This is a genomic window from Mesorhizobium sp. B2-4-12 (genome assembly GCF_006441575.1).
GTDB lineage: Bacteria > Pseudomonadota > Alphaproteobacteria > Rhizobiales > Rhizobiaceae > Mesorhizobium.
In genome coordinates, this window is the sequence record NZ_VFVC01000003.1 from 94559 (window position 1) to 113922 (window position 19364).

The window sequence follows — 19364 nt, forward strand, 5'->3', positions numbered from 1 at the left end:
ATGAACGAATCCTGTTGCTGGCTCATGGCGATGCCTCGTTACTTGATTGGCGCAAGGGCTTCCGACAGCCCTTTGAGCGTTGCGGTCACGGTGATGGTCTGGCCGTCGACGGTTGCATAGGAGATCGCCGGCGTTGCCTTCTGCGCTATCTGCTGGCGCATCAGCGGCCCCACCGGCAGCATGCCGACACAGACCATTTCGTTGCAGCCGTCGAGATGCATGTCGATCGGCTGTTTGCCATCGAACTTCAGCGACACCGGGCCGTCGCTCCTGGCGTTCGGCGCGGTGCGCACGATCATGTTCGGCTTGCCGTCCTGGGTGGCGGCAAGCGACCAGCTGAAGGCCATCTTGCCGGCTCGGTCCTCGATCACCTGCGAGACATTGCACACCTTCTTGCGGGCCTTCAGGTTCTCGTCGCAGATCAGCGTCCAGTTCTCGAAGGGACGGATGGTGCGCTGGTATTGCCCGAGCTTCACGTCGGGAGGCACGACCACATCCGAAGGCTTGATCCTGAAGGGCGGAGCCATCTGCAACCGGCGCCAGCCCGCCGGCAAGCGCCAGGCAGGTCAGCACGGCCACGGCAATTGCATCTAGGCCGGCATGGCCTGTTCGCCTGTCCATTCCCGCCTCAAATCCCTCTTCAGTTCAGCGTGAAGCTCAGGCCGGCGCCGACGCCGACGTTTCCACCGGCGGCCGTGCCCGACACATTGGCGCGGATGCGGCCATCCTCGCTGGTGTAGCCCGCGCCGAAGGCGAAGGCGCTCGAATCCCGCCAGAAGCCGCCGCCCGCCGCCACGCTCAGCTTGCCGGGATGATCGTCGTAGCGCAGCGAGGCCGATTGCCGCCGCCTGCCGTGCTTCGTCCCTGATGCCGCTTATGTCGGAATTGAGCTGGCTGAACTTCTGGTCGGTATAGTTTTTAGCCTGCGGCAGGGTCGTGACCGCCACCTGGTCGGTGTAGCTCCTGGATTGGGCCAGGTTCAGGTTCAACTGGTTGACGTTGACCGCGTCGGTGCCGGTAACGCCTGGGCCGACATTGGAGATAACGACAGGCGCATTCGGGTCGCCGCCTTGCAGCGTTATTTTATTGGTCTTGGTCGTCGATCCGTCGGCCATATGCTTGAGGTCACGCTCCGCTCTCCTGGATGGAGTTCTATCGGCGCTTGATTCGCTCAATCTGTCTCAGGAAACGGAATTCTTCGGCTGAGCGTCGCGACCGTCATCCGGCAAAAGCCCAGGCATAAGCGCCTGCATTGCCTTCTGCGACCACCCGCTGGATAGTCCGCAAAATGTTCGAGACCCTGGCGACTCACTGGCCCCGAATCCTGGCGATCATCTCGGTGATCATGGCGACCGTCGGCATTGCCCACGCCGTCATGACCAAGGAGGACGTTCGTGCCGCCACCGGCTGGGTCGGCGTCATGCTGCTGTCGCCGATCATCGGTGTGCTGATCTATGCCGTGGCCGGCATAAACCGCATTCGCCGCGCCTCGATCAGCGCGCAGCGGCCACTTGCCGGTGACGCTTCCGTTCGCGACGCCGCCGTCGAGGAGTTGATCGGCAAGCAATATGGCCAGCGCTTCACCGGCCTGAAGACGCTGGGCGACCGGGTGGCACGGCGCGCGCTCACCTCCGGCAACACGATCACCCTGCTTAGAACCGGCGACGAGGCCTATGCGGCGATGTGTCTGGCCATAGACAGGGCCAGGCACAGCATCCTTCTGGAAACCTATATCTTCGACAATGACGCCGTCGGCCTGCTCTTCGTCGAGTCGCTGGCACAAGCCGTGAAGCGCGGCGTCACCGTCCGCGTGCTGATCGATGCCGTCGGCGCCCGTTATTCCGTGCCCAGTATCCTTGGCCATCTGCGCCGCGCCAACATCACCGCCGATCTCTTCAACGGCAACATCGTCATGGGCCTGCGCCTGCCCTACGCCAATCTGAGGACCCACAGGAAGATCCTGGTCATCGACGGCGCGATCGCCTTTACCGGCGGCATGAACATACGCAAGGGATTCTCGGCCGAGTTCGCCGGCCTTGCCAGCGCCAGGGACACGCATTTTCAGGTCAGCGGGCCTGTTGTGACCGACCTGTTCTCGGTCGCTGCCGAGGATTGGCGTTTCGCCGGCAATGAGAGGCTGAAGGGCGATGCCTGGCGGATCACACCATTTTCGTCCACCGCCGGCCAGTCGATGATGGTGCGTGCGGTCGCCTCGGGGCCCGATGCAAGCAACGAAACCAACCACAAATTGCTGATCGGCGCCTTCTCCATCGCCCGCAAGTCGATCCGCATCATGTCGCCCTATTTCCTGCCGGACCGCGAGTTGATCAGTGCGCTGATCACCGCTGCCAGGCGCGGAGTCGAGATCGACATCGTGGTGCCGGCGAAGAACAATCTCTTCCTCGTCGATCGCGCCATGACCGCGCAATTCGACCAGATGCTCAAGAATTATTGCCGGATCTGGCGTACCGCAGGGCCGTTCGATCATTCCAAGCTGCTTTCGATCGACGGGCTGTGGGCCTATGTCGGGTCGTCCAACCTGGACGCCCGCTCGTTGCGGCTGAATTTCGAGATCGATCTCGAGGTTCTCGATGCCGGCTTTGCCGAGGAGATCGAGGCTCGCATTGAAGCAGCGATCGAAACGGCCACACCCGTGACGCTGGAAGCGTTGCAGGCCCGCCCGTTCATCATCCGCCTCTTCGATCGTATATTGTGGCTCGGTTCACCCTATCTTTAACAAAACGACGTGTTTGGCGGATAGCGTGCACCCATGGAACATCGGCCGGAAGACTCTATTTGAGGTGCATGGTGAGAAAAGCAGGGACAGGCATGCCATGCGGATGAACGGGCGCAGCCTGCCGGCGAGCATGCTTTTGTCCATCCGTGACCGGCGGATGCGCAAGGCCAATGCCGCGTCGCCCAAAAAGGCCGGCGCCACCGGGACGCTGGTCGCTTCCTACAACGTCCACAAATGCATCGGCGTCGACCGCAGGTTCGATCCCGACCGCACCAGCCGCGTCATTCGCGAAATCGACCCCGACGTCATTGCGCTGCAGGAGGCGGACAACCGTTTCGGCGACCGTGACGGACTCCTCGACCTGCCCCACCTCGAACGGGAAACAGGCCTGGTGCCGGTGCCGATCGCAGCCAATGGCAAAGGCCATGGCTGGCATGGCAACGTCCTGCTTTTCAAGAAGGGCGTCGTTCGCGACGTGCATCAGATCAGGCTTCCGGGCCTGGAGCCGCGCGGCGCGGTGGTGGCCGAGATCGATCTCGACGGAAACCGGACATTGCGCGTCATCGCCGCCCATCTCGGCCTGCTGCGCCGCTCACGTTCGCAGCAGGCCCAGGTCGTGCTGGATATCATGAACAGCCCCGACGAAACGCCGACGCTGCTGCTCGGCGACCTGAACGAATGGCGGCTCGGCAACCGCTCCGCGCTGAACACGCTGCACTTGACCTTTGGACCGCTGCCGCCGGCCGTTCCCACCTTCCCGTCGAACCTGCCGCTCTTGGCACTCGATCGCATCATGGGTAACCGGCACGGCATGATCTCGGCTGTGGAAGCGCATGACACGCCGCTTTCGCGCGTGGCTTCCGATCACCTGCCGTTGACGGCCTTTGTTCGGCTGTAAGGCCACAGTCCCGGCCGCTCCGACCGGCGTGGCGTCCGCGGCGACGAGTAGCCTACCGATTGGTATTGGAACGCTAAGTCTTTCCACGAGTTGATATGGCTTAGAACCGCAGGAGGACGAAACATGAAAAAATTCATTTTGGCTTCCGTGCTGACTTTGGCCGCAACAGCCGCAGTCATCGCGCCGACGCAAGCCGCAAGTCTGGTTATCCAATCCGACGACGACAACCAATATTCGGATGACCAATCCGATAGTGGAATCGTCATTCGCCGCCACCATCACCGGCACTATAATCAGTATGGTGACGAGAATGTGCAATATGACGACTATGGCAATGGCGATTATCGCCGCTATCATCGGCGCCACCGCTGCCATATCGAAACGGTCGTGCACTGGCGCCACCATCACAAGGTGATCGAAGACGTTCGCGTCTGCGGCTGACCGCTTAGGAACTCATCTCGAAGAGCACATAAGGCCTATCCCGTATCAGTCGGGATAGGCCTTATGTGCTTGACTGGCCCTGTACGCCGCTTTTGCTATGTCTGGACACAAATGTTGAAGGCTGAAAAATAGGGAACGCAACCTCGCCATCCGGGTGGTTCAAAGCATCGGGAGAATAGCCCTGCATCTGGAAGACATAGCCGCCCATCCGGCCTTGCACCGCTACGTTCAGGAACAGTCGCAGTCCCTGATCCGAATCTATGAGGAAAGCCCCCGACTGGCTTCCATCTTTGCCACGCAGCAGCGCTGGCTGATGGGTCATGTCGGCCTTGCCATGCATTTCAGGCGCGACCCGAACGACCGCCGCAAGGAACTGACGGTATCGCGTTTCATCGAGGTCGTGCACCGCAACGCGGTGGCCAGCCGCAATACGGCCGACGCCTTCATCAAGGAGATGCTGCACTACAATATCGCCGAGTATGTGGCGGGCGGGGATGGCCGCACGCATCCGCTGCAACCGACGGCGGCCACCATCGAGAGGTTCACCGGCTGGGTCATCGCCCATCTGCGCACGCTTGACCATATCGACGGCGGCGACCGGCTGGCCAGATACCTGGAGCGGCCCGACATGCTTGCGACGCTGCAGCCCCTGGTCGCCGACGGCCTGCTCGCTTCAAAGCCGGTGCGCGAGCCCAACCAGACCTTTTCCCTGTTCATCTGGCTCAACAATGGCGGCATAGTCATGGACTGGCTGATGTCGGGCATCGATCCCGATCATGCTGGCCTCGAGCGGATTCCAACCAGTGTGGTTTCGATCGGCGACTTCGCCAAATGGCTTAAATTGTCGCGGACCCATCTCGGCCGCAAACTGCGCATGGCCGAGGAACTCGGCAGCATTGGCTGGCTTGGTCAGCGCGGCCATTCAGTGATGTGGGTATCGCACCGGTTCTATGAGGAATACATGACCGTCCAGGCGGCCAAGCTTGCCGTTGTCGACAGCGCCTTCGAAGCCTGCTTTGGCTGATATCGGGTGTCGATCCCGAGCATGCCGGCCTCGACCGAATCCCGACCGGCATCGCCTCGAAAAGTGATTCGCCAGATGACTGGAGCTGTCGCGGTCCCGCTGGCACGCAAGCTGCGCGATGCCGGGGATCTCGGCTGCGTTGACTGGCTCGGCCAGCGTCGCAAAGCCGACGCTGGACAAACTCAAGAGCTGTCCAGTGTTACAGCGGCGTGTACGCCTTCCACCTGTGTCGATTGATGCTCGCCGAGCCTGAACGACACTGGCTTTGGCTAAGCCCCGGCGCTCTCAATCGATGTCGAACGAGACACCCTGGGCAAGCGGCAGGGCCTTGGAATAGTTCACCGTGTTGGTGGCGCGCCGCATATAGGCCTTCCACGCGTCGGAGCCGCTTTCGCGGCCGCCGCCGGTTTCCTTTTCACCGCCGAAAGCACCGCCGATCTCGGCTCCCGATGTGCCGATGTTGACATTGGCGATGCCGCAGTCCGAACCGTCGACGCCGAGGAAGCGCTCGGATTCCTGCAGGTCGCGGGTGAAGATCGACGACGACAGGCCGGCGCCGACCGCATTGTGTTCGTCGAGCACGGCGTCGAAATCCGAGTATTTCATCACATAGAGGATCGGCGCGAAGGTCTCTTCGGTCACCGGCAAAACCTGCTTCGGCATCTCGACCAGCGCCGGATGCACATAATAGGCATCCGGGTGGCCGTTCTCGACCCGCGTGCCGCCGGTCACCTTGCCGCCATGGGCGGTGGCTTCCTGCAGCGCCTTCTGCATGGCGTCGAAGGCGGCCTTGTCGATCAGCGGACCGACCAGCGACGAGGTCTCCAGCGGATTGCCGACCGAAACGCTCTGATAAGCCTTCTTCAGGCGCGGAACCAGGGCGTCGTAGACGCTGTCATGCACGAACAGGCGCCGCAGCGTCGTGCAGCGCTGCCCGGCCGTGCCCATGGCGCCAAACGCAATAGCGCGCAGCGCCATGTCGAGGTCGGCGGTCGGGCAGACGATGCCGGCATTGTTGCCGCCGAGTTCCAGCACGGCGCGCGCGAAGCGCTTGGCCAGGCGCGGCCCGACATCCCTGCCCATGCGGGTCGAGCCGGTGGCCGAAACCAGCGGCACCTTGGGATGGTCGACCAGGATTTCGCCGACGGCGCGGTCGCCGATCAGCACCGGCGCCAGCCCGTCCGGCGCGTCGGCTCCGAACCGCTTGGCCGCACGCTTGAAGATCGCCTCGCAGGCAAGCGCTGTCAACGGCGTCTTTTCCGACGGCTTCCACACCACCGCGTCGCCGCAGACCAGGGCAAGGGCGGCGTTCCACGACCACACCGCGACCGGGAAGTTGAAGGCCGAGATGACGCCGACCACGCCGAGCGGATGCCAGGTTTCCATCATGCGGTGGCCCGGACGCTCGGTGGCGATGGTCAGGCCATACAATTGCCGGGACAGACCGACGGCGAAATCGCAGATGTCGATCATCTCCTGCACTTCGCCCAGCCCTTCGGAGGGGATCTTGCCGACCTCGATCGATACCAGCCGGCCAAGCTCGGCTTTGTGAGCGCGCAATTCTTCGCCGAGCAGACGCACCAGTTCGCCGCGCTTCGGGCCTGGCACCAGCCGCCAGGACTGGAATGCCTTGTGCGCGGCACCGATGGTCTTGGCTGCGTCGGCCGGCGAGATCGTCTTCAGCGCCGCGATCTGCTCACCAGTCACCGGACTGCGCACGATGAGGTCGCCGCCCGCAAGCGCGTCCTTGGCCACGCCCAGTTTTGCCAGCAGTTCGGCCGTTTCCTTCGCTATGATCATATTTATTCCTTTCAGATCCCATCGCTCATATGGCGTCGGCCACGGCCTGCCGCCATGCCTTCCCGGTGCCGTCAGGCACAGGAGGTGCTGTCATGGCGTGCCATTACCTGTTTCAGGGGAAAATCGCCACCCCGGCATGGTCCAAGCCCAAGCTGCACGATTGAGCCAGCCAGGCGATGGTGGTCAGTTGGCCTTTTTCGCCAGCGTCCGCACGGCGCCATCCTTCATCAGCCGGTCGATATGCATGCGGATATGGGCCGCTTCCGCCGCCGTGTTGGCAAGCGCGATGGCGCGGTCAAAGGCGATACGCGCCTCCTCACCCCGGTCGAGTTGCATCAACAGCCCACCCTTGAGGCCAAAGAAGTGGAAATAGCCGGAAAGCCTCGACTCCAGCGGTTCGATCATGGCAAGCGCCGCTTCAGGCCCGCGCACCTTGGAGACCGCCACCGCGCGGTTGAGCGTGATCACCGGCGACGGCTGCATCTGCTCGAGCAGGCCATAAAGCAGGTCGATCTCCACCCAGTCTGTGTCCTCGGCCTTGTCAGCCCGGGCATGCAGGGCGGCGATGGCCGCCTGCACCTGGTAGGGGCCGGGCTTGCGATGGCGCAATGCCTTATCGATCAGAGCCAGTCCCTCGTCGATCATCTTGCGCCTCCAAAGGCTACGGTCCTGATCCTCGAGCAGCACGATCTCGCCCTCTGCGTCGAAACGGGCCGGTGCGCGCGCGTGCTGCAGCAAAAGCAGCGCCGTCAGCCCCATGATTTCCGGCTCGGTCTGGAACAGCCTGAGCAGCAGCCGGGCCAGCCGGATCGCCTCCTCGCACAGCGGCGCACGGGCGGGTGCCTCGCCGCTGTTGGTCGAGTATCCCTCGTTGAAGATCAGGTAGACCATGGCCGCCACAGCGGCGAGCCGTTCCGAGCGCTCGACCGCGCCTGGCGTCTCGAACGGCACGCCGGCATCCGCGATGCGCGCCTTGGCGCGTGTGATGCGCTGCTCCATGGCGCTTTCGCCAACCAGGAAGGCGCGGGCGATCTGCCTGACGGTGAGGCCGGAGACAATGCGCAGCGCAACTGCGATCTGCTGCGTCGCAGGCAAATCAGGATGACAGCAGATGAACAGCAGCCGCAAGATGTCGTCGCGGTAATGGGCGCCGTCCAGCCGCTCGGCGATATCGCTTTCAGCATCTTCCAGATCGGAGATCTGATCTTCTTCCGGCATCGGCGCCTGCTTGGCGCGCTTGCGCACCGCATCGATGCCGCTGTTGCGGCCGACGAAGATCAGCCAGGCCGCCGGATCGCGTGGCGGCCCGTTCTGAGGCCAGTTCTTCAGCGCCCTGAGACACGCATCCTGGAAAGCTTCCTCCGCCGTGTCGAGATCGCGGAAATAGCGCAGCAGCGCGCCCATCGCCTGCGGGCGGGCGGCGCTGATGGCGGAGCTGATCCAGGCGAGTTCGGTCATGCGGGAATCCTGGCGGGATTGAAGATGGAGACCGGCCGGATCTCGTAGGAGCCGCCGCTCGGGTTGACCTCGGAAAGCTCGCGGGCGAACTCGACCGCCTCATCGAGGTCTGCGCATTCGAGCGTGTAGAAGCCGAGGAATTGTTCCTTGGTCTCGGCGAACGGCCCGTCGATGACGACCGGCTCGCCCTTGACTTTCCTCAGCGTCGTCGCCGCTGTCGTGGGCAAGAGACGCGCCACCGGACCAAGCCGCCCAGCCTGGGCGTATTTCTCCTGAACGTTGAGGAGATTGGCCATGACTTCATCGTCCTGCGCCTTGCTCCAGGAACTGACGACGTCTTCGGAGGCATAGCAGAGGATGGCGTAGAGCATGGTCGGTCCTTTCTGTATCAAAGGACGAAACAGTAGGACCGATCCCGACACGGCGTCGATAAAAAAATCCCGACGCCAATTCCGCCAGCGGTCAACCTTCGTGGGTTCTCAACCATCTCAGCACGAGGGCTTCCTCGTCGTCGAGGCCATCTATCGCCCGCTTGCGCTTGTTGGCTTCCGCCATTTCCGCAAGCAGCCGCCCCTGCGACCAGGCTTCGAAAACCTGCGGGTGGATATAGCATTTGCGGCAGACGGCGCGCGTGTTGCCCAGCCGCTTGGCCACCTCGTCGATGATGCTGTTCATCACCCGCTTCTGCTGAGCCTGGCTTTCGGGCAGCTCCGTTTGCGCAAACAGCGACGCGGCATGGATGGTGCCGCCCCAGGTGCGGAAATGCTTCGAACTGAACGCATCGCCGGCGGCGTCCCGGACATAGCGGTTGACGTCCTCGGAGCGGACCGGGCGCCTATTGTCCTGCTCGTCGAGATACTGGAACAGTTTCTGACCCGGCAGGTCCTGCGCGCCCCGCACAATCCCGGCGATGCGCCGATCGACCAGCTTTAGGCTCCACTCCTTGCCGGACTTGCCCTTGAAGGCGAACCGCAAGCTCGATCCCCTGATGTCGACATGGCGGTCGCGCAATGTCGTCAGGCCGAAGCTCTTGTTGTCGCGTGCATAGGCGGTATTGCCGACACGGATCATCGTGTTGTCGAGCAGCCAGACGACCGCGGCGACGACACGCTCGAACGGCAGGCCGTGACGGCGCAGGTCGCTGTCTATCGTGCGCCGCAGGTCCGGCAGGCTTTCGGCAAAGGCAACGAGGCTCGAATATTTGGCGCTGTCGCGTTCTTGCGCCCATTGCGGATGGTAGCGGTATTGCTTGCGTCCCCGCTGATCCCTACCGGTCGCCTGGATGTGGCCATCGGCGTCGGGCGAAATCCAGACGTCCGTCCAGGCTGGCGGAATGGCGATCGCCTCGATACGCGCCCTAGTGGTATCCGAGACAGGCCGCCCGTCCGGTCCCTTGTAGGAAAATCGCTTGCCTGCCCTCAGCCGGCGGATACCGGGCTCGGCATCGCTGACATAGGTCAGCGCGGTGTGGTCGGCCGAGCTTTGCCCACTCTTCCTTGGGACAGCCTCACCGTCAGCTGGCCGGCTGGGCGACGATACGGATCTTTGCAGCATGAGGGCTCCACGGAGGTATCCGTAAATAAGCCGCTGGTTGACAGCTGGTTCCACTGCTGCCCGAAAGCTGCGCGATATCGTCCGCCGATGATGGGATATTGCCTAAAGGGCGCCTTGCAGTTCTATCTGCGGAGCCGACAGGCGGCGCCTTGCAGCGAGCTTGAGCCTGTAGCGCAGGCAGCGCCAAGCCTCCGACCGCCGCTTTGGTGCGGCGGCGGCCACCGCCAGGAAGCGCGCGGCCGTGTTCAGGTCGCCGCGTGCATAGTGGACGCGGGCAATCTTGAGGGCGACGAGCCCTTCCCTGGTCTTGAGTGCCGATATCGGGATGTCGCAATCGGCGAGCGTGCGCAATTCCCGGCGCCACTCGAGGAAGCGCCGCGCCGGGTTGATCGTAAAGCGGTCGTCGGAACGGGCCGGCGAAACCTCGTAAACCATCACGGGTTGCGGAATCATGGCCAGCGATGCCTTGCTCATCAGCCTTGCCCAGAACAGCGTGTCCTCGTCATAGGCCAGCCCGACCGGGAACCGCGTCTCCCCCGATCAGGCGCCGGGATGCCAGCACGCTGCCCACCGCGACCGAGCGTATATCGCCCTTCACATAGGCCGAAGCGTTTGCCAGGCACGCGGCCTGGTAGCCGTTCGGCACCTTGATCTGCCGATCCTGGCCGTTCACGCGTCGCCGGTAGGCGCCAACCACCATGTCGGCTTTCGGCTGGTTGTCCGCCTGCCGCAGCAGCGCGCGCGCAATCCGCCCTGAAGATGCAGATCGTCGGCGTCGATCAGGTACACCCAGGGATGGAGCGCCTGAGCCAGGGCGACATTGCGCGCAGCACCGGCGTCGCCGCAAACGGCCGGCAGCACACGCAACGGCAGAGACAGTTGTGCCGTCGCCTGCCGTGCCACATCAGCCGTGTCGTCCGTCGAGGCATCGTCGATCAGCAGGATCTGGCCGATGACTTCGGCCTCACTGCTGAGCGACGCCAGCGTTGTCGCGATAGTTGCGGCCGCATTGTGGGCAGGGATGACGATGCTGACTGCTCTCAATTACGAACCCCGCGCCTGCGCGCTTTAGCAATACAATGACTGTCGCCTCAAAACGAGCATAGAGTAACGGCCTCGTCGATGTTTGAGAAGTCGCCTTGTTCACCTTGAATTGCAGCAACGGGGCGCCTTGCACTTACAGGCCCGCTTTCACGCCTTTTCGAGCGCGACCGGGATGACGTCGACGGCCTGCTCGCCGACCTGCCCGCCGGTGGTCTTCAGCACGCCGACGATCGGTGCGACGTCGGAATAGTCGCGGCCGTAGCCGACGGTGATGTGGTCGTTGCTGGCCCGCATGCCGTTGGTCGGGTCGAACTCCTGCCAGCCGGCATCGCGTCCGCACCAGACCTTGACCCAGGCATGCATGGCGTCGGCGCCTTCCAGCCGGGGCTTTCCCTTCGGCGGGATGGTGCGCAGGAAGCCGCTGACATAGCCGGCCGGTATGCCCAGTCCACGCAGCCCGGCGATCATGATGTGCGAAAAATCCTGGCAGACACCGCGCTTCAGCCTAAAAGCATCGCTGGCCCGGGTGCGCACCGTGGTCGCCTCGCCATCATAGGTGAAATCGCGGTGAATGCGGTTGCACAGGTTCATGGCCGTGCCGGCGGCCGAGTTGCCGACGCTATCGTGCGCATATGAAGTGATCGCCGCGTCGATGCCGGCATGGCTGCTGGCGGACAGAAAGTGATGCGGTGCATCCGGCGCCAGCGACCGTACCGCCGCCAGTTCCTGCCTCAGCCGCCCGATATCCGGCGACACGTCGAGCCCCGGCTCAGGCCGCGACACCGACACACGCGCGCTCATCCTGATGTCGAGCGCGTCATGCGCATCGCGAAATGCGATCGAGGTGACGTTGTTGCCGAAAAAGTCCGAAAAATCGGAACGTTCGTTGGGCGCCGGCACACAGGACAGGGATGCCGCGATGACGCGCTGCACACCGGAAATCGTCGACGGCAGGACGCGGATCTGGTGGCGGCCGCCGCCGGCCGCGGCTGCATAGTCGTAGTGGAGATGAAGCCTGATGTCGTAAAGCATGCGCTATTTTTCTTGTCCTGGAGCAGGTTTCTGACCGCGCGAGGCTTTGCGGAACCTGCCTAGCCGAAATAGGCCTTGGCGAGGCTGTTGTAGAGACCGCCTATCTCGTTGGCGAGATCGTCAAGTGCGGCGGCAGTCATGTCCGAAGGCTCCTTGATGGCGATGGCCGTATTGAGCTGCAGGATCTCCTTCGCCGCCGGCGACATGTGCCCCTCGCCGCCGATCGACGGCAAGAGGCCGATCTCGGCTTTCAGCCTTTCGAGCTGGAACAGGATGGAGCGCGGATTGAGCGGATCGAGCGCCAGAAGATCGATCACCGTGCGCCGGCCGGCCTGCACCGGATATTGCCGGCGGTGGGTCATCACGCTGTCCCCGATCTCCAGCATCATGTCTAGAGCCCCTTCCGGCGCCTGGGCGCCGGTCAGCCGCGCGAGCGTGCGGGCGATCTGGATGCCGCGCTCCAGCCGCCGGCCGATCTCGAGGAACCGCCACCCGGCAAAACGATACATGTTCTCGTGCAGCAGGCCGGAAAACCCGGCGAGCTTGCGCAGGATGACGGTCATTGCCCGTGTCGCGTCATCCCCCGGCGCCACCGTCGTGGCGAACTGGTGGATGGTCTTCGACAGGTCCTTGAGCGCGAGCCAGCCGTCGGGCGAGAAACGGTCGCGGATCTGGCCCGCGCTGTAAACCGCGCTGTCCAGCGTACCGATCAGCCCCAACGGGATCGCCGTGCCGACATCGATGCCGAACGGTTCGAGATAGTCTCTGACGTCGGCCAGCAGCGGCATGTCCGGGTCCGACGTTTCGGCCAGCCGCACGTGATAGGCGCGCAATATACGCACCGTGTCTTCCGAGCGTTCGATGTAGCGGCCGAGCCATGTCAGGTTCTCAGCCGCACGGCTGGGCAGGCTGCCCGGCCTGGTGCGGCTGAAGCTGTCGCCCTCTTGCGGCAGCAGCGTCTCGCGCTCCACCGGCCTGTCGCTGACCACCCAGACGTCAGCTGCCTGGCCGCCGCGCTGCATGGCGATCGCGGTCGGGTCTAGGGACAGGCCGACGCGGGCGAACCCGCCCGGCATCACCGTCCAGCCCTCAGGCGTACGCGCCAGATAGACGCGCAGGCTCGCTGGCCTTGGTTCCAGCCAGCCATCGACATAGACGGGCGTCGTCGACAACGTCACTGCTTCCTGGCCGACGAAGGCGTCGCCATCGCGCTCGATCCGCGCCACCAGCTCCGCCCGCTCCCCGGCCGACAGCGCCGAGCCGAGCTTGGTCTGGCCGTCATCCTCGAAGGCGAGCCTGGTCGACAGCGCCGGGCCGATCACCATACGGTCGATGTTGGCAAGCACATGGGCGCGCTCGGCCTCCTGCCCGCACCACCATGTCGCGACGCTCGGCAGCAACAATTCCTCGCCATGCAGTTCGCGCGCGATCTTGGGCAGGAAGGCGAGCAGCGCCCGCGTTTCCATCAGGCCGGACCCCAGCGCATTGACGGTGGACACGGAGCCCTGCCGGATCGCCTCGACCAGACCCGGCGTGCCGATCTGCGAATCCGAGCGCAGTTCGAGCGGATCGGCGAAGGCGGCATCGAGGCGCCGCCAGAGCACGCTGATCGGCATCAGGCCGGAAACGGTCCGCACCATAAGCCTGCCGCCGGAAACGGTCAGATCCTCGCCCTCCAGCAGCATGATGCCGAGATAGCGGGCGATGTAGGCGTGCTCGTAATAGGTCTCGTTGAGCGGTCCCGGCGTCAGGATCGCGACGCGGCCGTCGGTGGCCATGCCGAGCAGCGCATCGCGGAAGCGGCGGAAGAAGCCGGCGAGCCGGTGCACATGCATCTCGCCATAGATGTCCGACAGCGCGCGCGTGGTGGCGACGCGGTTCTCCAGCGCGAAGCCGGCGCCGGACGGCGCCTGCGTTCGGTCACCCAGCACCCACCAGCGGCCGTCGGGCCCGCGGCCAAGCTCGAAGGCGCAGAAATGCAGGAAATGTCCCTCGGCCGGCCTGGTGCCGACGACGGGCCGCAAATATTCAGGGCTGGCGGCGATGAGCCCTGCCGGCAGGACGCCCTTTTCGATCAGCCGGTTGCGGCCATAGATATCGGCGACGGTTTCCTCGAACAGCTCGGCGCGCTGGACGAGGCCGGCGCTGATCGCGGCCCATTGGGTATCTTCGATGAGCAGGGGCACATGCGCCAGCGGCCATTCGCGCTCATTGGCGCCTGCCTTGTCGTAGACGCGGTAGTAGACGCCGGCATCGCGCAGATACTGGTCGGCGCGGGCAAAGCGCTGACCGAGCTTTTCAGGCCCCAATTCGTCGAGCGCCTCGATGAAATCCTTCCAGGCCGGGCGGGGATTGCCTGACGCGTCGACCATCTCGTCGACAACGCCGTCGATCGGCTGGTAGTGCTCCAGCAGGCTGTGGGTCTGCGGCTTGCCGCGTACCCTCTTGTGATTCCCCTTTGCCATGTCGGATCACAGTCTTGGCGGGCGCCGAAGGTCAAGGGTCATCGGGAAATCTTGTGCCGGTTGTTCCTCGCGCATCACATAGCCGGATGGCGTGTGGCCGCGCGGTTCGAAGCGGGCGAGCCGCCGGGCCTCGGCCTCGTTGCCGTTGACCGGGAACGTGTCGTAGTTACGCCCGCCCGGATGCGCGACATGGTAGACGCAACCGCCAATCGCCCTGCCCGACCAGCGGTCGTAAATGTCGAAGACCAGGGGCGTGTTGACCGGCAGCGCCGGATGCAGGCCAGAAGCCGGCTGCCAAGCCTTGAAGCGCACGCCGGCCACCGCGACCTCCCTGTTGTCGGTCACCTTCATCGGTACGACGCGGCCGTTGCAGACGATCGCGTGACGCTCCGGATTGAGCCCTTCGGTCTTGACCTGCAGCCTTTCCACCGAGGAATCGACGAAGCGTACGGTGCCGCCGATGGCGCCCTGTTCGCCCATGACATGCCAAGGCTCCAGCGCCTGGCGCAGTTCCAGCTTGATGCCAGCATGCCGGACCTCGCCGCAGAACGGGAAGCGGAATTCGAGCTGGGCGTCGAACCATTCAGGCCGGAACTCGAAGCCGTTGAGCTTGAGGTCGTCGAGCACGTCGAGGAAATCGGCCCAGACATAGTGCGGCAGCATAAACCGGTCATGCAGAGAGGTGCCCCAACGCACGAAGCGGCCGTCGAGCGGCGCCTTCCAGGCCCGTGCGATGATGGCGCGCACCAGCAATTGCTGCGCCAGCGACATGCGCGCATTGGGCGGCATCTCGAAGCCGCGGAACTCCACCAGCCCCAGCCGCCCGGTCGGCCCATCCGGTGAGAATAGTTTGTCGATGCAAATTTCCGAGCGGTGCGTGTTCCCCGTGACATCGGTCAGAAGATTGCGGAACAACCGGTCGACCAGCCACGGCAAGGGTGCCGCACCCTGGTCCGGATGCGGCACCTGCGCCATCGCGATCTCGAGCTCGTACAGAGAGTCATGGCGCGCCTCGTCAAAGCGCGGCGCCTGGCTGGTCGGCCCGATGAACAGGCCCGAGAACAGGTACGACAGCGAGGGATGCCGCTGCCATTGCAGAACCAGGCTCTTCAACAGGTCTGGCCGGCGCAGGAACGGGCTGTCGTTCGGCGTCGCGCCGCCGACAACGACATGGTTGCCGCCGCCAGTGCCGGTGTGGCGGCCATCGATCATGAACTTGTCGGCACCAAGCCGCGTCTGCCGCGCCTCCTCATAGATCGCCGTCGTCGTCGCCACGCAATCCTGCCAGTTGGAAGCCGGGTGGATATTGACCTCTATGACTCCCGGATCGGGCGCGACGCGGATGACGTTGAGGCGCGGATCATGAGGCGGGCCATAGCCCTCGATATGCACGGGAAGCCCTATTGCCTTTGCCGCATTCTCGGCCGCCGCAACCAGTTCGAGATAGTCTTCCAGCGCCTCGACGGGCGGCATGAACACGCACAGACGCCCGTCGCGCGGTTCGACCGAAAGCGCTGTGCGCACCGCGCCGCCGATCTCGGTGAGCTCCTGCTCGACCCGGTCCTGCTGCCCGGTCGCCGCCGTGAAGGATGCCGCCTGCTGGCGGCGGGCCATTTCGTCGGCGCCTTCGCGTTCGGCCGGGGCCGCTGCGGGCAGAATCGCCTCGCGCGCCGGCAGCGGCCCGCGCGGCAGTGACGGATCGACCGGCACGATGTAGGGAAACTGTGCCGGCGGCACATAGGGCAGTGTGCCCAGCGGCAAGCGATAGCCGACCGGGGAATCGCCCGGCACCAGGAACAGGCGGCCGCGCCGCGTCGTCCATCTCTCAGAACGCCAGCGCGGTTCCGATGCCTGGCTGTTCCAGCGCTGCACCGGCAGGACATAGCCCGACGGTTTGGTCAACCCGCGCTCGAACACACGCGCCATGCGGCTGCGTTCCTCCGGATCCTCCAGCCTTGAGTTGGACGGATCGACATTGTCGGGCAGCTTGCCTTCCTTGAGCAGCCATTCGGCCGGATCCTCATAGGCTTCGCTGACCATCGACCTGTCGATGCCGAGTTCATCGGCGATTGCCGTGAGCAGGCTTTCCGCCTGCTGCGGCCCGACCTCGGCGTTGCTCGTCTCGCGCGCGATCAGCGACGGATCGCTCCACACCGGTTGGCCATCGGCGCGCCAGTAGAGCGAAAAGGTCCAGCGCGGCAGGCTCTCGCCGGGATACCACTTGCCCTGGCCGTAGTGGAGAAAGCCACCCGGCGCGAAACGTTCGCGCAAGCGTCGGATCAGCGCATCGGCCTTTTCGCGCTTGGTCGGACCGACGGCGGCAGTGTTCCACTCGGCCGCCTCGAAATCGTCGATGGACACGAAGGTCGGCTCGCCCCCCATGGTCAGCCGCACATCCCCGGCCTCGAGTGCCGCATCGACCTGGTTGCCTAGCGCGTCGAGCGCCTGCCAGCTTTCGTCCGAGAACGGCTTGGTGATGCGAGGATGTTCGGCGATGCGGTCGACCCGCATGTCGAAGCCGAACTCGACATTGGCGAAGCTCGCCATGCCCGAAATCGGGGCGGCGTTGCGGAAATGCGGTGTTGCCGCCAGCGGCACATGGCTTTCGCCGGTCAGCAGGCCGGAGGTCGGGTCGAAGCCGATCCAGCCGGCGCCCGGAAGATAGACCTCGCACCAGGCGTGCAGATCGATGAAGTCGACAGCGGTTCCGGCCGGACCGTCAAGCGCGACAAGATCTGGCTTGAGCTGGATCAGATAGCCGGAGACGAAACGTGCGGCGATGCCCAGATTCCTGAGGATCTGCACCAGCAGCCAACTTGAATCGCGGCAGGAGCCCTTTGCGGCGGCCAGCGTTTCCTCCGGCGAGAACACGCCGGTTTCCATGCGCACGATGTAGGCGATCTCGCGCTGCAGGCGGGCGTTGAGGTCGACGAGGAAATTGACCGTATTGGGCGCACTGCGATCGACGGTTTTCAGGAAGGCCGAGAGCAGCGGTCCCGCCGGCTCCGGTGTCCGGTAGATGGCGAGGTCGTCCCTGATCTCTTCCGGATACTCGAACGGAAATGTCTCGGCCGCAGGCTCGACGAAGAAATCGAACGGATTGTAGACCGTCATGTCGGCAACGAGATCGACCTCGATCTTCAGCTCGCTCACCGGCTCGGGAAAGACGAAGCGGGCGAGGAAGTTGCCGTAGGGATCCTGCTGCAGATTGACGAAATGGTTCGCCGGCTCGACCTTGAGCGAATGGCTGAGCACCTTGGTGCGGGAATGCGGCGCCGGCTGCAGCCTGATGATTTGAGGGCCGAGAACCACCGGCCGGTCGTATTTGTAGTGGGTCAGGTGGTAGACGGCTGCCAGAATTGCCATGGGGCCCCGGAGGTCGGCGTTTCAAACGAACACTAGACCCTGACACAGATGGTAGCCGATCTCCAAGCGGATGTTGCGGTGCACCCAGTCGAACGCCTTCTCCCGAGCAGGTCGACCCCCACTCCGTCTCGGCTTCGCCGAGCCACCTCTCCCCCGATCGACGGGGTAGAGGAAGGGCGTGAACCTATCCCAAACTGGCTCCTTTCCTCTCCCTCCGGAGGGGGGAGAGGTGGCTCGGCGAAGCCGAGACGGAGTGGGGGAAGGCGGTTCTCAATCGCGCAGGCATTGTAGTAACCCGATCAGTAATCCATTCAGGGGCGAATTGCCTTATGGCACTGCCTGGCTCAGAAAAAGGCCTGTATCCCTGTTTGCGCCCGCCCGAGGATCAGCGCGTGCACGTCATGCGTGCCTTCATAGGTGTTGACCGTTTCCAGGTTCTGCGCGTGGCGCATGACGTGATAGCCGATCTGGATGCCGTTGCCGCCATGCATGTCGCGGGCCTGACGGGCGATGTCGAGGGCCTTGCCGCAATTGTTGCGCTTGACGATCGAGATCATCTCCGGCGCCATCTTGCCTCCATCGAGCAGACGCCCGACGCGCAGCGATGCCTGCAGCCCGAGCGCGATCTCGGTCTGCATGTCGGCGAGTTTCTTCTGGTAAAGCTGCGTGCCGGCGAGCGGCTTGCCGAACTGCTTGCGGTCCAGGCCATACTGGCGGGCGCGATGCCAGCAATCTTCCGCCGCACCCATCGAGCCCCAGGAAATGCCGAAGCGGGCGCGGTTGAGACAGCCGAACGGGCCCTTCAGCCCGGAGACATTGGGCAGCAGCGCGTCTTCGCCGACCTCGACGCCTTCCATCACCACCTCGCCGGTGATCGATGCCCGCAGCGACAGCTTACCGCCGATCTTCGGCGCCGAAAGCCCCTTGATGCCCTTTTCCAGCACGAAGCCACGGATCTCGTCCTTGCCGTTCTCGCCCTTCAACTTCGCCCAGACGACGAACACGTCGGCGACCGGCGCATTGGAAATCCACATCTTGGACCCGGAAATCCTGTAGCCGCTGGCGGTCTTCTCGGCGCGGGTCTTCATGCCGCTAGGGTCGGAGCCGGCATCCGGCTCGGTCAGGCCGAAACAGCCGATCCACTCGCCGCTGGCGAGCTTGGGCAGGTACTTCCTGCGCTGTGCGTCCGAGCCATAGGCATGGATCGGATACATCACCAGCGACGACTGCACCGACATCATCGAGCGATAGCCGGAATCGACACGCTCGACTTCGCGCGCGACCAGTCCGTACGTGACATAGTTGGCGCCGAGCCCGCCGAATTCCTCCGGAATGGTGATGCCAAGAAGGCCGGCCTCACCCATCTCGCGGAAGATCGCCGTGTCGAAGGTCTCGTTGAGGTAGGCGTCCTCGATGCGCGGCGCCAGCTTGTCGGCGGCGAAGACCGCCGCGCCGTCGCGCACCATGCGCTCGTCTTCCGAAAGCTGGTCCTCGATCAGGAACGGGTCTTCCCAGACGAATGCATTCTTGTCGGCGGCCATGGCT

At 64.1% G+C, this 19364-nt stretch carries 15 protein-coding genes and 2 pseudogenes; 4 read left to right on the forward strand and 13 right to left on the reverse strand.

Annotated elements, in window-relative coordinates; genetic code table 11:
- Positions 1 to 38 precede the first annotated feature (38 nt).
- Positions 39 to 621, reverse strand: a pseudogene (locus FJ934_RS03010) (invasion associated locus B family protein).
- A gap of 19 nt (positions 622 to 640) precedes the next feature.
- Positions 641 to 1097 (reverse strand): annotated as a pseudogene (locus FJ934_RS03015) (YadA-like family protein); the annotation flags it as partial.
- Between the two features lie 191 nt (positions 1098 to 1288).
- Here FJ934_RS03015 and FJ934_RS03020 point away from each other — a divergent pair.
- From FJ934_RS03020 to FJ934_RS03035, 4 genes are all read left to right on the forward strand, one after another.
- Positions 1289 to 2737 (forward strand): phosphatidylserine/phosphatidylglycerophosphate/cardiolipin synthase family protein, encoded by a 1449-nt coding sequence (locus FJ934_RS03020; protein WP_140607167.1) that lies wholly within the window; start codon positions 1289 to 1291, stop codon positions 2735 to 2737.
- Positions 2738 to 2834: 97 nt separating this feature from the next.
- Positions 2835 to 3635, forward strand: coding sequence for an endonuclease/exonuclease/phosphatase family protein (locus FJ934_RS03025; RefSeq protein ID WP_140607168.1), 801 nt, complete (start codon positions 2835 to 2837; stop codon positions 3633 to 3635).
- Positions 3636 to 3758: 123 nt separating this feature from the next.
- Entirely contained in the window at positions 3759 to 4076 is a 318-nt protein-coding gene (locus tag FJ934_RS03030) for a hypothetical protein (RefSeq protein WP_140607169.1), read from the forward strand.
- 175 nt (positions 4077 to 4251) lie between these two features.
- Positions 4252 to 5100, forward strand: coding sequence for a hypothetical protein (locus tag FJ934_RS03035; protein ID WP_181165500.1), 849 nt, complete (start codon positions 4252 to 4254; stop codon positions 5098 to 5100).
- A gap of 285 nt (positions 5101 to 5385) precedes the next feature.
- Here FJ934_RS03035 and FJ934_RS03040 read toward each other — a convergent pair whose 3' ends face one another.
- The 11 genes from FJ934_RS03040 to FJ934_RS03080 form a co-directional block, all read right to left on the reverse strand.
- On the reverse strand, positions 5386 to 6900 hold the full coding sequence (locus tag FJ934_RS03040; RefSeq protein WP_140607171.1) for an aldehyde dehydrogenase family protein: 1515 nt from the start codon (positions 6898 to 6900) through the stop codon (positions 5386 to 5388).
- A 183-nt stretch (positions 6901 to 7083) separates the two neighbouring features.
- Positions 7084 to 8358, reverse strand: coding sequence for an RNA polymerase sigma factor (locus tag FJ934_RS03045; protein ID WP_140607172.1), 1275 nt, complete (start codon positions 8356 to 8358; stop codon positions 7084 to 7086).
- The gene (locus FJ934_RS03050) at positions 8355 to 8729 is read right to left on the reverse strand and encodes a YciI family protein (RefSeq protein WP_140607173.1); all 375 of its coding nucleotides are present in this window, start codon (positions 8727 to 8729) and stop codon (positions 8355 to 8357) included. Before FJ934_RS03050 ends, FJ934_RS03045 begins: the two co-directional genes overlap by 4 nt.
- Positions 8730 to 8820: 91 nt before the next feature.
- Positions 8821 to 9912: a DNA topoisomerase IB gene (locus tag FJ934_RS03055; protein ID WP_140607174.1), complete on the reverse strand. Its 1092-nt coding sequence runs from the start codon at positions 9910 to 9912 to the stop codon at positions 8821 to 8823.
- A 102-nt stretch (positions 9913 to 10014) separates the two neighbouring features.
- On the reverse strand, positions 10015 to 10386 hold the full coding sequence (locus tag FJ934_RS28275) for a hypothetical protein (RefSeq protein ID WP_246671422.1): 372 nt from the start codon (positions 10384 to 10386) through the stop codon (positions 10015 to 10017).
- 28 nt (positions 10387 to 10414) lie between these two features.
- Entirely contained in the window at positions 10415 to 10585 is a 171-nt protein-coding gene (locus tag FJ934_RS28280; protein ID WP_246671423.1) for a hypothetical protein, read from the reverse strand.
- Positions 10582 to 10956, reverse strand: a complete 375-nt coding sequence (locus FJ934_RS28285) for a glycosyltransferase (RefSeq protein WP_246671424.1) — start codon at positions 10954 to 10956, stop codon at positions 10582 to 10584. The genes FJ934_RS28280 and FJ934_RS28285 overlap by 4 nt, the downstream gene beginning before the upstream one ends.
- Positions 10957 to 11103: 147 nt before the next feature.
- A complete protein-coding gene (locus FJ934_RS03065; protein ID WP_140607175.1) occupies positions 11104 to 11988 on the reverse strand; it encodes a transglutaminase family protein in 885 nt (294 codons plus the stop codon).
- 59 nt (positions 11989 to 12047) lie between these two features.
- On the reverse strand, positions 12048 to 14453 hold the full coding sequence (locus tag FJ934_RS03070) for a circularly permuted type 2 ATP-grasp protein (protein ID WP_140607176.1): 2406 nt from the start codon (positions 14451 to 14453) through the stop codon (positions 12048 to 12050).
- A gap of 6 nt (positions 14454 to 14459) precedes the next feature.
- Positions 14460 to 17819, reverse strand: coding sequence for a transglutaminase family protein (locus FJ934_RS03075; protein WP_140607177.1), 3360 nt, complete (start codon positions 17817 to 17819; stop codon positions 14460 to 14462).
- A gap of 344 nt (positions 17820 to 18163) precedes the next feature.
- Complete coding sequence (locus tag FJ934_RS03080; protein WP_140607178.1) at positions 18164 to 19360, reverse strand: acyl-CoA dehydrogenase; 1197 nt, start codon at positions 19358 to 19360, stop codon at positions 18164 to 18166.
- Positions 19361 to 19364: the final 4 nt, after the last annotated feature.